11 protein-coding genes are annotated in these 14,644 nt (G+C 41.3%); 6 read left to right on the forward strand and 5 right to left on the reverse strand.

Annotation, left to right across the window (positions count from 1 at the left end; translation table 11 throughout):
- Positions 1–16 precede the first annotated feature (16 nt).
- The 6 genes from KKC46_13760 to KKC46_13785 all read left to right on the forward strand — a co-directional run bounded on the left by KKC46_13760 (position 17) and on the right by KKC46_13785 (position 9,000).
- Positions 17–892, forward strand: a complete 876-nt coding sequence (locus KKC46_13760; GenBank protein MBU1054873.1) for a methylenetetrahydrofolate reductase — start codon at positions 17–19, stop codon at positions 890–892.
- Between the two features lie 32 nt (positions 893–924).
- Entirely contained in the window at positions 925–3,597 is a 2,673-nt protein-coding gene (locus tag KKC46_13765) for a molybdopterin-dependent oxidoreductase (GenBank protein MBU1054874.1), read from the forward strand.
- Positions 3,598–3,794: 197 nt separating this feature from the next.
- Positions 3,795–4,280, forward strand: coding sequence for an NADH-quinone oxidoreductase subunit NuoE (nuoE, locus tag KKC46_13770; protein MBU1054875.1), 486 nt, complete (start codon positions 3,795–3,797; stop codon positions 4,278–4,280).
- A gap of 5 nt (positions 4,281–4,285) precedes the next feature.
- Positions 4,286–7,429, forward strand: a complete 3,144-nt coding sequence (locus KKC46_13775; protein ID MBU1054876.1) for an FAD-dependent oxidoreductase — start codon at positions 4,286–4,288, stop codon at positions 7,427–7,429.
- Entirely contained in the window at positions 7,426–8,076 is a 651-nt protein-coding gene (locus tag KKC46_13780) for a methylenetetrahydrofolate reductase C-terminal domain-containing protein (protein ID MBU1054877.1), read from the forward strand. The genes KKC46_13775 and KKC46_13780 overlap by 4 nt, the downstream gene beginning before the upstream one ends.
- A 36-nt stretch (positions 8,077–8,112) precedes the next feature.
- Positions 8,113–9,000: a methylenetetrahydrofolate reductase gene (locus KKC46_13785; GenBank protein MBU1054878.1), complete on the forward strand. Its 888-nt coding sequence runs from the start codon at positions 8,113–8,115 to the stop codon at positions 8,998–9,000.
- 101 nt (positions 9,001–9,101) lie between these two features.
- Here the strand turns inward: KKC46_13785 and KKC46_13790 are convergent, their stop codons facing one another.
- The 5 genes from KKC46_13790 to KKC46_13810 form a co-directional block, all read right to left on the reverse strand.
- Positions 9,102–9,893, reverse strand: coding sequence for an SDR family oxidoreductase (locus KKC46_13790; protein MBU1054879.1), 792 nt, complete (start codon positions 9,891–9,893; stop codon positions 9,102–9,104).
- Between the two features lie 53 nt (positions 9,894–9,946).
- Positions 9,947–11,263, reverse strand: a complete 1,317-nt coding sequence (locus KKC46_13795) for a DUF1329 domain-containing protein (protein MBU1054880.1) — start codon at positions 11,261–11,263, stop codon at positions 9,947–9,949.
- A gap of 164 nt (positions 11,264–11,427) precedes the next feature.
- Positions 11,428–13,386 carry an FAD-dependent oxidoreductase gene (locus tag KKC46_13800; GenBank protein MBU1054881.1) on the reverse strand — a complete coding sequence of 653 codons (1,959 nt, stop codon included), beginning with the start codon at positions 13,384–13,386 and terminating at the stop codon, positions 11,428–11,430.
- Positions 13,387–13,417: 31 nt separating this feature from the next.
- A complete protein-coding gene (locus KKC46_13805; GenBank protein MBU1054882.1) occupies positions 13,418–13,744 on the reverse strand; it encodes a hypothetical protein in 327 nt (108 codons plus the stop codon).
- Positions 13,745–13,756: 12 nt separating this feature from the next.
- Positions 13,757–14,518, reverse strand: a complete 762-nt coding sequence (locus KKC46_13810) for an SDR family oxidoreductase (GenBank protein MBU1054883.1) — start codon at positions 14,516–14,518, stop codon at positions 13,757–13,759.
- Positions 14,519–14,644: the final 126 nt, after the last annotated feature.

Raw genomic sequence — 14,644 nt, forward strand, 5'->3', positions numbered from 1 at the left:
TGCCAGGGAGGTGCGAATGAAGCTTAAAGAAGCTCTCCAGCGAAAAGATTTTGTTGTGACTTCTGAATTTCAGTCCCCTATGGATAAGGATCCGAATGAGCTTATCGAAAGCCTGAAGCTTGTCAGAGGCCGCGTAGATGGCGTATCACTGTCAGAGATTGATTTTGAAGGTGTTGCCGTTGATAGCATTAATGCTTGTGATGTCCTCAAACACAATCGTTTTGAACCCATATATCAAACTACTACCAGAAATAAGGATCGACTTCAGCTTCAACAAGACCTTCTGCATGCGCATGAATCCTGTATAGATAATCTGTTGGTATTTACTGAAGATTACCGTATTACCGGCGACAGTCTTAATGAAATGATGTTTTTCCATGTGGATGCCGGTAAGTTGCAATCCGTTCTTGAACATCTGCGAAAGGGCCAAACATTAGAAGGAAAAGAACTATCTGCTAGTGCGGAATTTTTTATGGGATCAGGTGTTGAGTCGGGTTGGGGTAAAAATGTTCCCGATCTTGAAATGAAGGAAATGGAAGAAATGATTCAAATCGGAACGGGTTATTTTCTAACTACGCCGGTATTTGATCTTGATCGTTTTGAGAAATTTCTGGGTCGTACGAATACCTTCGGGATTCCGGTAATTGCAGAAGTAATGATAATACGAACTGCAGGAATGGCTAAGTTTTTAAACCGTCATATGAAACCAGGATTGGTGCCTGAATGGATGATAAGAAAACTTTCCGAAGCAGCGGATAAAGAACAAGCAAGCATAGAATTGTTTTCGGATACTATTAAAGGCTTAAAGCAGCTTTGCCAGGGTGTTCATATTATTACAATAGGTGGTGAAGATAAGTTGAGGAAATATTTTGATGCTGCCGGCTTAAAATAAATACTTCTTTATTTTGCCCAAAGGAGCTGATCGTGGAAAATATTTTGTTCAATATCAATGATCAAAAGATTACATGTAATCCCGGAACCTCCATTCTGACAGCTGCAACCCAAAATGGCATTTATATTCCCACACTGTGTTTTCATCCGGAGCTTAAACCATATGGGGCCTGCCGGATATGTCTTGTTGAAGATAAAAAATCCGGCCGTTTAATGGCTTCATGTGTAACTCCTGCCGTGCCGGACCTGGAAGTATTAACCGATACCCCCCGTATTTTAAATCATCGCCGCAATATTGTGCGTCTTATGATGGCAGAGCATCCTGAATCATGTATTGTCTGTAGTAAGGGTAATCGCTGTGAGCTTAGAATAATTGCAGCTAAATTAGGTGTGGCAGAGCATGGCCTTTACAAGATGCCGAATTACAAACCTTTTGAGCAGATCAATCCTTTCATAACAAGGGATTTAAGCAAATGCATTCTTTGCGGCAAATGCATCCGTGCGGATCACGAACTCGTAGTCACAGGAGCTATTGACTATAACAACCGGGGATTTAGATCAAGACCCGCAACGGTTCATGAAAATTTTTTAGAAAATTCCAATTGCACATTCTGCGGTACATGTGTTTCTGTATGTCCTACCGGTGCATTGGCACCAAAATACTTTCAACATGCAGGCACGCCCGAAAGAGAAAATGATTCCATCTGCGGATTCTGCGGAGCAGGATGCTCTCTTACCATCGGAGTATCCGGTGGCCGAATAGTAGAAATTAATCCGTCGCATTATAAGAGTACGGTTAATGGTGTGACTCTTTGTGTGAGAGGGCATTTCTCAAACGATTATATCAACTCACCTGACAGACTTACTCACCCCATGATCAGACAGAAAGATGAAGATTTAAAAGATGTGCAGGTAAAGGTTTCCTGGGACAATGCAATGGAAACTGTTGCTTCAAAGCTTTCCGAAATCAAGAGAAAACACGGCCCGCAAAGCATCGCATTTATTGGATCATCAAAATGTTCCAATGAGGAAAATTATTTATTCCAGAAAATCGCCCGTGTAATTTTTCAAACCTCTAACGTGATAAACGGCTGTTATGTACCGGGACAAATACTTTTATCATATATTGAAAAAAAGACATATGGGACATGCCGCGTTACACCGTTGTCTGATTTAAAAAATGCCCATGTTATTTTTGCAGTAAATGTTGATTGCGATCATACGGTGCCGGTTGCAGGTTATCATCTCAAAAGAGCTGCCGGAAACGGATCATTTATGATTGTTATGGATTCAGAGCCTACCGATCTTTCTACCTTGGCCAAACAATGGATTTGCCCTTTACCGCCTGAACACTTGGAAGCATCAAGTGCTGATTTGATAAATGTAATATCTAAAATAATAATAAAAGAGAAAGCTTATGATAAGGATTTTGTTGGCTGTTATGCTGAAGGACTCGACTCGTTTGCTAAAAGCCTGAATGCATTGGATGAGAACAAAATTTTAAGTCAAAACGGGATAAAATATCAGGAATTGGAAAAAGCGGCAGATTCGATTAAAGGCAAAAATATCGCTTTTGTTATCGGGCCTGATATTTTGCATACTCCGGAAGGCATGAGAACTGTTGATGCTTTGTATAATCTGGGACTTCTTGCCGGAAGTATTGGTAAGAAAGGATGCGGTTTTTATATTCCGGTTGCAGAAAATAATCAGGTAGGTGCTTTTGATATGGGTGCTGTTCCGGATTTTCTTCCCGGACGACGCTTTATTGGCATTGATGAAAACAGGGAAATATTTGAAAACAAGTGGCAAGTAAAACTGCCTTTAGAACCAGGGCTTGATATGGCAGGCTTTATCGAAGCGGCTGAGAGCGGACAACTAAAAGCCGCATATATTATGGGGGAAAACCTTATAAGAGCACTTCCCCAGCCAAAAAGGGTAGAAGCTGCTCTTGGAAAATTAGAATTTATAGTTGTCCAGGACATATTAAACAATCGCTTAGCAAAACTTGCCGATGTAATCCTTCCGGCGGCTTTATTTGCTGAAAAAAGCGGATCATTTACCAATATGGAAGGTCGTATCCAGACATTTGCGCCAGCAGTATCACCACCGGGTGAGTCAAAGGCGGATTGGCAGATTCTTTCCCTTTTGGCAAAAAAAATGGGATATTCTGAGCAATACGAGACAATAGAAAAAATAAGACAGGAAATCAGGCGGGTTATTCCCATGTATGAAGGGCTTGGAAATCATCGCCAGGACTGGATTAGAAATAATGATTCCAAAACACCATTTAATGGAAACGGACATCGATTTATATTTTCTCCTGTTACACCAAAGAGTACTTTGCCAATAGATGAGAATTATCCTTTAACAGCCCGAATCGGTTCTTTGCGCTTTCATTTGGGAAGTGGAACAAGAACATCTCGTTCAAAAAGAATCAGTTTATATGATAAAAAGGGTGAAATCGAGATTTCAGTATCCGATTGTCGCAAGCTTGAGTTAGATGATGATAAAAGAATCAGAGTGAAATCAGCATACGGTTCAATTGAAAGAGAATTCAGGATAAATACTTCTCTTCCTGCCGGGCATATTTTCATTCCAATGGCAGTAAATAATAATGATGTAATGAATATTGTTGCTCTTGAAGAAATAAATCAGGCGGACAGGTGTGGTGTGAATCTCTGCCGGGTTAAAATAGAAAAAGTATAAAAAGGATTCAGGGAGTCAAGGGTTCAAGTGAGAAATTAATATAAACTATTAACCTTAAAAGAAACAAGAGGTATTGGGGATCTTGAAAGAACATAAGGCAAACCAGTTAAGATTATTAACATTTAAACACTTGAACCCTTGACCCCTCGAATCCTTTGCCCCTTTATTCTAATTGTTTTTAAGGAGTAAGACAAAAAATGGAACCTGAACCGATTAACTGGAGTAGTATTGCAGATATTATTAAAAAGCATCAGGATGAAAAATGGGGTCTTATTCCTTTGCTTCAGGAAATACAGGAAACTGTAGGATATATTCCTCCTGAGGCTGTTGAACCGATAGCCCAGGCACTTAAGTTGTCTCCGTCTCATGTCCAGGGCGTTATAACATTTTATTCCGGATTAGCAACGGAACCTAAGGGAAAATGTGTGCTCAAAGTTTGTCGTGGTACGGCCTGCCACGTAAAGGGTGGTAAAAGTGTTCTTAACATGATTAAAAAAGAGCTTAACCTTGAAGAAGGCAAAACAAGCCAGGATTATAAGTTTACATTAGAAACAGTAGCTTGTCTCGGAGCATGTTTTTTGGCACCAACACTGATGGCAAACCGGGATTATTATGGCAAGCTATCTCCTAAAAAAATTACAAGTATACTGGATCAGTACGGAAAACTTAAGGGAGACGATTAAATATTATGGACAAAAGCAAATCCGGATTCCAATCCATAAAACAGCTTGAATCGTTTCGAAATAAAATTCTGGCTGATACAGCTAAAAAGAAAACCGAAATCCATGTATGCATGACCGGTTGCCGGGCATACGGTGCAGCAGATGTATTTAAGTCCTTGCAGGAAGAGGTATTAAAACAAGGTCTTTTTTCCGATGTGGAAGTAAGAGCAACAGGTTGCCATGGATTTTGCGCCAAGGCTCCATTAATTGCTATTGAACCTTTAGGGATTGTATATCAGGAAGTAGATCCTGAAGACGCAACACAAATAGTAAGTGAGACTATAAAGAATAAGAAATTAATTGAGCGGTTGGCATATCATGATCCTAAAACATTAAAACCGGTTTTCTATCGCAAAGAGATTCCTTTCTACAAGAAACAGGAAAAGCGAGTTTTGGGCAAATGCGGGCGGATAGATCCGACAAAAATAGAGCATTATATTGCAGCAGGTGGATACCAGGCACTTGCCAAAGCGCTTTTAAAAATGACAGAAGAAGAAGTTATAGAAGAAGTACTTGCATCAAAATTACGGGGCAGGGGAGGGGCCGGTTTCCCAACCGGCGTAAAATGGCAACTTGCCCGCCGTGCTTTAGGCAAGCCGAAATATATTATTTGCAATGCAGATGAAGGAGATCCCGGTGCATTCATGGATCGGGCTATTCTTGAAGGTGATCCGCACACAGTGATAGAAGGCATGATTATCGGAGCTTATGCCATAGGTGCCGAATATGGGTATATATATGTAAGAGAAGAATACCCCATAGCCGTAAACAATCTTACAATTGCCATTGCACAGGCGCAAGAATTGGGCCTTCTGGGAGAAAATATTTTAGGTACCGGGTTGAATTTAAAAATAGGCTTAAAGAAAGGCGCCGGCGCATTTGTCTGTGGAGAAGAAACAGCACTTATGGCATCTGTTGAAAGCAAGCGTGGTATGCCGTCGCCGCGCCCACCATTTCCGGCGCAGGCCGGGCTTGATGCCAAGCCTACAAATATAAATAATGTCGAAACTTTAGCCAATATTGCGCTTATTATAAATAATGGTCGGGATTGGTACGGTCAATTCGGTACAGAAAAAAGCAAAGGCACCAAGATATTTTCACTTGCCGGCAAAGTGAATAATACCGGGCTTGTGGAAGTGCCGATAGGGATCAGCATAAAAGATGTAATATTTGATATCGGTGGCGGAATTCCCAAAGGCAGAAAATTCAAGGCCGTTCAGATGGGTGGCCCATCAGGCGGATGTGTGCCCCAGCAACATATTAATATGCCAATTGATTACGAAACCATTCAGAAGCTTGGGGCTATTATGGGATCAGGCGGAATGGTAGTAATGGATGAAAACAACTGCATGGTTGAAATTGCACGGTTCTTCTTAAGCTTTACACAATCTGAATCGTGTGGCAAATGTGCCCCGTGCCGGCTTGGTACAACTCAGATGTTGGAAATTCTTACAAGGATCACTCAGGGACACGGAAGCATTGAAGATATAGAAAGAATAAAAACTATCGGCGCAACGGTAGCAGAAACTTCTCTTTGCGGACTGGGCCAGACCTGCGCCAAACCGGCATTGTCAACATTAAAATATTTTCTTAAAGAATACGAAGATCATATTCATGAAAAGCGTTGTGCGGGAGCAGTATGTGATAACATGGTGATTTCCGCATGCCAGCATGCCTGTCCGGCCGGAATAGATGTGCCAAACTATGTAGCTGCTGCCGCTCTTGGTAAATACGAGCAGGCAGTCGATATTATCCGGGAAAGAAATCCCTTTCCCGCAGTTTGCGGCAGAATTTGCATACATCCCTGTGAATATAAATGCCGCAGAGGTGAACTTGATGATCCGGTTGCAATAAGATCTATCAAGAGATTTGTTGCAGACTGGTATTTTGGAAACATAGGAAGAAGAAAGGATAAGTTTCCGGTTAACCATTCTCCAAAAATAGCTATAGTTGGTGCAGGGCCGGCAGGCCTCACTTGTGCGTATTTTCTTGCAAAAAAGGGATACCTCACCACTGTATTTGAAAGTCAGCCCGCAGGCGGCGGAATGCTTGGAATTACCGTTCCGGAATTTCGTCTTCCACGTAAAATAATAGAAGAAGAAATAGATTATATTATAAGCTGTGGTGTTGATATTTTATATAACGCACCAATTGACGCAAATCATACGGTAAATGATCTTTTGGATGAAGGATTTGCTGCCGTATTTATTGCAGCAGGCGCACAGGCCAGTATGAGGGCAGGTATCCTAGGTGAAGATGATAACCCGGACGGATTGTTTTACGGTTTAAAATTTCTTACTGATATAAGACTGGACAATAAACCTGATCTTAAGGGTAGTGTAATTGTTATTGGCGGAGGCAATGTAGCAATTGATGTTGCGAGGTCATCATTAAGGCTTGGCGCAGATAATGTTAAGATTTTATACAGGCGGTCAATTGAAGAAATGCCTGCCTGGGAAAAAGATATCAAAGAAGCAATAGAAGAAGGTGTGGATATACTTCCTTTTTGGTTGCCTAAACGAATTCTCCATAAGGACGGCAAAGTAACGGGTATGGAATTTGTAGGTAGTGAAACTGTTTATGATGATAGCGGCAAATCTACTCTTGTCACTGATGAAAATAATACTCTGGCATTGGAAGCTGATACAGTCATCATATCAATCGGTCAGGCACCGGATGTTTCGTTTTTATCCAAAGACAGCCAGATAGAGCGCTCTCTCTGGGGCAGCCTGCAGGTTAGTGAAAACACACTTTCTACAAATATAGCAGGTGTTTTTGCGGGTGGTGATTTTACTACAGGCCCCAGTACCGTAATTCAGGCAATTGCTTCCGGCAGGCGGGCTGCCATATCTATTGATAAATATCTTCAGGGTGAAAAAAGCAGAATACAGATTATGGATGAAAAAACTGCCATGCATGAAGAAACAGGACTTGCACTAGAAGATGAATCAACTGAAGAAAAGCGTAGAGTGGAAGTGGAATTGGAAGATCCGGGAAACAGGATAAAAGATTTCAGGGAAGTGGAGAAAGGACTTTCTGAACAGGAAGTGCACTTTGAAGCAAGAAGGTGCCTTAGATGCGATCTGGAAAAGGAGAATAATCAGTTATGATCCGATCTATTACCCAACAAAAGCCAATGGAAGAAATTGAAAGCCTTCTTTACGGGATAAACAGAGTATTTATAATCGGCTGCGGAACTTGCGTTACCCTTACTCAAACCGGCGGTATATTTCAGGTGGAAGCTATGAAGAAATCCTTGTCGGAGAAAGGCAAGGTAGTAACAGGTACCACGGTTGTTCCGGTGGCTTGTGATAATCTGACTGCAGATATTTTAAGAGAATTTGAGGCTCAGTTGAAACAGGCTGACGGGCTGCTTATCATGACATGTGCGTTCGGTGTTCAAACCATAGCATGTCAGATTAAAAAGTTAGCCGTTCCGGCGCTAAATACTCTTTTTATCGGCAAGGAAACAGGCGCCGGCGAATATAATGAAGTCTGCACACAATGCGGCACATGCGTCATAGGAGAAACCGGCGGAATATGTCCTGTAACTGCCTGTCACAAAGGTTTGGTAAACGGTCCCTGCGGTGGTACAAATAACGGGAAATGTGAAATAGATTCCAACAAAGACTGTGCATGGACTTTAATTTATAATCGATTAAAAGAACTTGAACGCCTTGATGTTATGCGGGTTTACAAAAAACCTCGAAATCATCTTGGTGAACCCAGTCCTGGAAAATATCAAATTCCGGTTTGATGCTATATGCTTTCAGATAATGAAAGGAAATAATTTATGCCGTCAGCATTTAAAAAAGCCCTGGATTCCGGTAGATTTGTTGTGACTTGTGAAGTCGCTCCGGCCAAAGGTACGAACCTTGATAAAATGACCCACCATATTGAATTGCTGAAAGATAAGGTGGATGCCATGAATGTAACCGATCATCAGAGTTCTGTTATGCGATATCCTTCTTTAGGCGGTGCTCTTTTAGTAAAAGAACTTGGTGGCGAGCCAATTCTTCAGATGACCTGCCGGGACCGCAACCGGCTGGCACTGCAAGCTGATCTTTTGTTTGCGTCCAGTCGTGGCATTAACAATGTTTTATGCCTTACAGGCGATTCGGTTATGCTGGGAGATCACAAGGAAGCAAAAGGCGTTTTTGATCTTGATTCAAGCCAGCTCGTTTCTGCCATAAGAAACCTTGAAACGGGAAAAGACATGGCGGGAAATGAACTCGACGGAGGAGTAAGTTTTTGCGCAGGTGCTATTGTAACGCCTGAGGCCAAACCTTTAGAGCCGCAGTTGATAAAGTTTGAGAAAAAGATCGAAGCAGGTGCTGAATTTATACAGACGCAAGCAGTATATGATCTTGATAATTTCAAAAATTTTATGGATTACGCAAAGCAGTTTCCGGTTAAAATACTTGCCGGTATTATACTTTTAACTTCCGCTCCTATGGCCCGTTTTATGAATAAAAACGTTGCGGGCGTTTTTGTCCCTTCCAATCTGATAGATGAAATGGCTTCAGCTCCAAAAGGCGGAGCATTAGCCAAGGGAATTGAGATTGCAGGGCGTATGATAAGAAAGATAAAGGAAGAAAAAATATGTGATGGTGTTCATATAATGGCAATAGGTAAAGAAGAAAAGGTTGTAGATATAATGGTCGAAGCCGGGCTGCTTTGAGTAACTTTATTTCGGTGAAGAGTCCGAGAAAATTAGAAAAAGAGCCCATGCTCCTAAAATTGCTCCATGGAATATATTGTATAAGATTTATCGTATATTATTCACATCAAAAGGAAACCACCGTCAACGGATACAATACTTCCGGTCATATAATCAGCCATACCGCTTGACAAAAAGCATACAACCTTTGCTATATCATCGGCACTTCCCCAGCGACCCAATACAGAACGTGGTGGTGGTACAGCGTCTTTAGGAAGATTCAATATCTTTATCATTTCTGCTGCAACAGCCGCACTGCTTTCTGTAGGAACACCACCTGGTGCAACTGCATTAACCGTGATCTGAAACTGCCCGAGTTCCTTGGCCAAAGACTTGGTGAACGAGATAACGCCTCCTTTGGATGAATCATAATGTGACATCATTCCGGTTGGTACTATTGCTCCGGCTGAAGCAAGGTTGATGATTTTACCGCCACGGCCTGCGTTAATCATTTCCTTAGCTGCGGCTTGTGCGCAAAGAAAAGTACCTTTTAGATTAATAGATAGTACTTTGTCCCATTGATCTTCTGACATATTGACGGCCGGAGATGGCGGATAGATGCCTGCATTATTTACAAGAATATCTATCCCGCCAAATGTAGATACAGCAGATTTTATGAGTTGTTCAGTGTCATTAGCATTGCTGACATCGGTTTTAACAGCTTTGGCTTTGCCACCTGTTTCAGCAATCTTTACTGCGGTTTTATTTGCGGCTTCGATATTGATATCAGCAATCAACACGGATGCTCCAACCTCGGCAAGGCGCATAGATATTGATTCTCCGATTCCTAATGCACCGCCTGTTACAATTGCTACTTTACCTTCTAAATTCATTAATTGTGCAATACTTTCCATTTTATTCTCCTTCATTATATTAAAAAGCGAAATGATTATGTGTTGAGATTTAATTATTTAGATAATTTTAAAAAGTTACTTACTGAGAAAAAAACAACATCCATTTTGGTAGTAGGCATATATAGACGCAGGTCAGACCTTGGATAACTGCATACAGCTGTGGCATGATGAGTTTTCTCGTCAATAAAAAGAAGAGCATCCCATTGGCCTGTATTATTTTTACCTCCTGGAGATTCACTGTAGTGAGCGAAAGAGGCGCACCATGTCCGAAAATTGCCAGATCTTTCATATACTTCCTTGTACCATATGGTATAGGTATCTTGATCCACATAAAGTGTATGTAACCCCCAACTATAATATGGATCTTTAGGCCGTTGTTCTATAACCCAGACCTTTCTTGGAGCATAAGTAATAGTATTCGGAGCCGGTGCCCACGACACGCCTGTCCATCCTGGGGTTTCATAGTTTAATGTAAGGCGCTTGTTTGAGGGATATTTTGTTGTAATACTTCCATCAGGCATATCTTCTACCGGAATCATTTTCGGACTGGTAAAACCAACGAGAATTGTCTTTTCACCGACGCAATTCCATATCATCGAATCATTTCTTCCGTTCCACAAATAAGTATTATCAAGCCATGAATCAGAGCCCATAAAAGGGTCTGACCTCGTAGTTGAGCCGGTTTGGCGAATCCTGCGAATAGCAGGAACATAGGCATAACTTGTGTCTGGCTTTGATCCTATATAGGTGTAAGCCAATGTATTAGTTCCTTTCATACTCATCGGTTCCAACATTCTTTGAAACTCATACATTAGAGCATTATCAGGATTATTTATTTCCTGACCGGGCGGACGGCCCATTGTATATAATAAGTACGTAGTAGCAAGCACATAACGTTCTTCACCCTCCCTGGTTATCCATATAAGTTGACCACTCTCAATTAGAGCCATGAAACGGAATCTTTGAAAATAAAAATTCCACATAATCTTAACTCCAGCCATGGGATCTTTTTGATCAATATCAGGAAATGGACAGCCGTAAACATTGTTCTTAGGCCAAAATTTTGTCTTTTTATCTATTAAATCTCCTTCTTGATTTACATCAAATTTACCGGCATTTTTATTACTCGCGGAAATAAAGCTATCTTGAAACTTGTAATTAAAGTTCACCTTTCCAGGTGTAATAACAAAGTCTCCCTTTTTAACCGCTCGAAATAAAGCAGGAATCAAAATATCTTCATATCGGCTACAGTTGGTTTTGTCGATTATTTTGGGTAAAACAATAGCCTGTAAGGTATTAACACACAAAAGAAGAATAAATAATAAACAAAATGACAATCCAAAATACTTTAAATAATTATATCTATTCATTTTTACCTATCCACGAAATAAATATCGGCGGAGGATGATATGCTATTTCAGTCTCTTGCAACCTGAAAGGGAAGGATAAAGAGCTGCTTGTGACTGACGATAGCATATCGCTCCACCGTTAGGCCTTGCCTGACAGGCCTCACAGTAAACTGTATAAGTATATATTACAAAATTCTGCCGATATTGTACCCATCATAAATTGCATCAATAGCTTTGCGGGGAGTTAAACAATCACCAATAGCATACAATTCTTTTACTTTGCCTTTTAAATCATAGTAAATTTGATTGTTTGCCTGATTTCCCATAGATAGAACCACGGTATCAACATCTTCCATTGTTCTTTCCGAAAAGGCGAAGATATCCAGTACTACTACCGTATTTCCTGCGATTTCTTTTATAACTGTGTTGGGACTAAATACCACACCTCTTGGCCGCATCCTCATATAAAAAGCGGTAAGATCGGTTGTTGTTACAAGTTCCTGACCTACAAACATCAATGGAGTGATAATTTCTACTTTTTTACCCATATCAACCAGATATTCTACCACACTGCAACACTCCCAATGACCTTCACCGCCATCAACAACGAGAACCTTTTCGCCGATTTCAATTTTTTCCAGCAGCACATCATGTACACTAACCACATTATCCTGGTCAGTTCCATGCATAGGAGGAATAAGAGGTGTGGAACCAGTGGCTACTATAACTACATCAGGATTTTCTTTTTCAATCAATTCAGGTGTTGCTTCAGTTCCAAGAATTACTTTAACTCCCAATATCTCCATCTGTTTTGTACGGTATCTGATACAACCTCCGAATTCTTTTCTTGCAGGTATTTTGACTGCGATATTGACTTGCCCCCCCAGTTCATTTTCTTTTTCAAAGAGCACCACTTCATGGCCTCTTAATCTGGCTACTCTGGCTGCTTCCATACCTCCAGGGCCCCCACCAATAACTACAACCTTCTTTTTTGTCTTGGCCGGTTCCATAGGACCGAGCTCTTTTTCACGGCCTGTTTCAGGGTTTTGGAGGCAGGAGATCGGTTTTTGTTTGAAAATTCGTGTAAGACAACCCTGGTTACAGGCAATGCATGACCTGATTTCTTCTATTCTTCCTTCTTTTGCCTTGTTCGGCAACTCAGGATCTGCGATAAGAGCACGCGCCATACCAACCATATCCATAACCCCATCTGCTAAAAGTTTTTCAGCCTGGATAGGGTCATTAATTCTGAATGCAGTCATTATGGGAAGATCAACTGTTTCCTTGAATTGGGCGCATTGACCGGCATAAAGCCCTAAAGGTGTTTGCATGCCGGTTCCGATAGCCATAAAAGCATCATAAAAGGGAGCTGTTATGGAAAGATAATCAATTCCTCCATGATCTTCCAGCTTTTGGGCGATCTGCTTCATTTCATCTATGTTATATCCTCCGGGCACCAGTTCATCACCTGCCATTCTTAAACCCAGTACAAAGTCGCTTCCTGCTGATTCACGGACGGAGTCAATTACTTCAAGAAGGAATCTTAATCTCTTATCCATGTCGCCGCCATATTCATCAGTTCTTTTATTGCTATATGGCGACATGAATTCCTCAATCATATAACCTGAACCACCGTGGAGTTCAACACCATCCAGGCCGGCTTTTTTCGCAAATCCTGCCGATATACCAAATGCCTTCACTACTGTTTTGATATCTTCGATTTCCATTGCTTTAGGCGTATCATGAAATACTACTGAAGGAGCCACAGGAGAAGGCGCCCAGGATGCTTGCCTGGAAATCTCTATATCAGTTTCTCTGCCGCAATGTACAAGCTGGGCAAGAACTTTACAATCTTGTTCATGCACCGCATCAGCAAGCAGTTTTAATCTGGGAACAACTTTTTCATCATATATTTCCTGTATGAATAAAAATTCTCTTGAATTGGGCATAATATTCATCATACCGCAAATGGTCATTCCCAGACCGCCTTTGGCCTTGTTTCTTTGATATTCAATATATCTGTCATCTATCAGATGATTCTGATCCGCAAGCTGTGTTAGATGTGAACTGCTGAAAATCCGGTTTTTTACAGTTATTGATCCGATTTTAAAAGGAGTAAATAAGTATTTGAATTGCACTTCCATTGTCTCTCCTTATAGGGTTTATTATATACTTTTAAAAATCTTCCGGTAATTTAGGATTATTCATTTTAGTAAAGCCAAGAAATACAAACTTTACAGCTACAAAACTCTTAAAAACGGCCCATAAAAGTTGAAGCATTCCCTTATATGTAATTCCGGCTCTGATGTGCCAGCGCACAGGTGAGACCGAATTAATATGTAAAATCAGCATATCGTCCATGACGCCAACTTTATCTACTTCAGCAAACAGCAATGTAGTTCCGAGGCCGGTTGATTTCATACGCATACATGGTTCAGTTTTTTTTGTTTCAGGTTTCTTTGCCTCAGGCTTTTTGGGATCAGCCTTGTTTGTCTCAGCCACTGCATACCTCCTTTATTGTGCTATCATTCCACCATCTACAACCATGGCATGACCGGTGACATAAGAAGCTTTGTCCGAGCATAACCAAACAATTGCCTCGGCTATTTCTTCCGGTTCCCCCATCCGTCCCATAGGACAAATGGCTAATGTTATATCTCTTACCTGTGGATAAAGTTCCAGTGTTTTATCAAAGCCGGGCGTTTCCGTGGAACCGGGACATACTGCGTTTACACGGATTCCGGCTTTTGCATATTCAAGAGCCGCTGCTTTTGTCAGGCCGACTACTCCGTGTTTGCTGGCGACATATGGGCAAACTCCAAAAGATCCAACCAGACCAACGGCTGAGGAAACATTAACAATAGAACCGCCGCCCTGTTTTAACATCTGAAGAATCTCATATTTCATGCAAAGCCAGACGCCTTTCAAATCTACATTAATTGTACGGTCCCAGCTTTCTTCCGAAGTTTCGGCTGTTGGGATGAAATCCGGTATAACCCCGGCGTTATTAACAGCATAATCCAGACGGCCATAGGTTTTTACGGCTTTGTCAATCAGATTTTCAACATCCTTTGTTTTGGAAACATCTCCCTGCACGAATATAGCTTCGCCGCCTTTTTCCTTTATGAGACGGACTACTTCTTCGCCACCTTTAATATTGGAACCGGTATTTACAACAACTTTGGCTCCTTCACGGGCTAAAAGCAAAGCTGCCGCTTTCCCGATACCTCCGGCTCCACCTGTTACAAGAGCGATTTTACCTTCCAGTGATTTCATTTAATTCATACTCCATTTATAGAGATTTGGCGGGGTGTAAAACCCAGCTCATATCACGGCGGGGTGTAAAACCCCGCCCTACGACTATATATGCATCACATTGGGCGGGTTGTGAACCCGCCCCTA

The organism is Pseudomonadota bacterium, from assembly GCA_018817425.1.
Taxonomy (GTDB): domain Bacteria; phylum Desulfobacterota; class Desulfobacteria; order Desulfobacterales; family RPRI01; genus RPRI01.